Raw genomic sequence first — 1648 nt, 5'->3', positions numbered from 1 at the left:
GCCTGCGGACACCGCAGTGACCGATACCCAGGACACTACCGGTCTGACGCTGTCTGCAACCGACACCGTGGCTGAGGGCGGCTCCATCGTTTACACCGCCACTTTGACCAACGCCGCCGGTTCGCCGGTGACCATCACCCTGAGCAACGGCGCGGTGATCAACATCGCCGCCGGCGCTACCACTGGTACCGTGACTGTCGACGCACCGAAAGATGACGTCTACAAAGACGCCGGCAAAGTTGAAGTCAGCATCGACACGGCAGTTGGCGGCAACTTCGAAAACCTGGTGCCTAACACTGCACCAGTCGTCACCGACGTGACCGACACCCTCGACACCAGCACCGTTTCGCTTGCCGCAACTTCGACTGTTGGCGAAGGCGGCACCGTGGTTTACACAGCATCCGTAAACGCCCCGGTCACTGGCGCCCCGCTCTTAGTGAGCTTGAGCAACGGCCAGTCCATCACCATTCCGGTGGGTTCGAGCTCTGGCTCAGTGAATTTCACTGCACCTAACGATGCATTGGCGGGCGGCAGCAACCTGAGCGTCAAGATCGACGACGCCAAGGGCGGCAATTACGAAAACCTGGAAATTGATGGTAAGCCTGCGGACACGACCGTTACAGACGTTCAAGACACTACCGGTCTGACCCTGTCCGCAACCGACACCGTCGCCGAAGGCGGCTCCATCGTTTACACCGCGACCCTGACCAACGCAGCGGGCTCGCCTGTCACCATTACCTTGAGCAATGGCGCGGTGATCAACATCGCTGCCGGCGCTACCACCGGGACCGTAACTGTCGACGCGCCGAAAGATGACGTCTACAAAGACGCCGGCAAAGTTGAAGTCAGCATCGACAAGGCTACCGGTGGCAACTTCGAAAACCTGGTGCCGAGCACCACGCCAGCCGTGACCGACGTCACCGATACGCTCGACACTTCGACTGTCAGCCTGACGGCCACGCCTTCCGTGGGTGAAGGCGGCGTTGTGGTTTACACAGCATCGGTAAACGCTCCAGTCACTGGCGCTCCGCTCGTAGTGACCTTGAGCAACGGCCAGTCCATCACCATCCCAGTCGGCGCAAGCTCTGGCTCGGTGAACTTCACCGCGCCTAACGACGCATTGGCGGGCGGCAGCAACCTCAGCGTCAAGATCGACGACGCCAAGGGCGGCAACTACGAAAACCTGGAAATTGACGGTAAGCCTGCGGATACGACCGTTACGGACGTTCAAGACACTACCGGTCTGACCCTGTCCGCGACTGATACTGTCGCTGAAGGCGGGTCCATCGTTTACACCGCGACCCTGACCAACGCAGCGGGCTCGCCGGTGACCATCACCCTGAGCAACGGCGCGGTGATCAACATCGCTGCCGGCGCTACCACTGGCACCGTGACTGTCGACGCACCGAAAGACGACGTCTACAAAGACGCCGGAAAAGTTGAAGTCAGCATCGATAAAGCTGTCGGTGGCAACTTCGAAAACCTGGTGCCTAACACTACACCAGTCGTCACCGACGTGACCGACACCCTCGACACCAGCACCGTTTCGCTCACCGCGACTTCGATTGTTGGCGAGGGCGGCACCGTGGTTTACACCGCTTCGGTGAATGCTCCGGTCACCGGCGCTCCGCTGGTCGTCACCCTGTCG

General features: G+C 60.5%; 1 protein-coding gene. It reads left to right on the top strand.

The genetic code is table 11. From position 1 onward, the window contains the following. On the top strand, positions 1-1648 hold a 1648-nt coding region (locus tag ACE04F_RS01155), incomplete at both ends, for an immunoglobulin-like domain-containing protein (protein WP_486104189.1).

The organism is Pseudomonas sp. AGC41, assembly GCF_057334555.1.
Note: the sequence above shows the minus strand (reverse complement) of the source record. Positions and strands in the feature narration are given on the sequence as shown.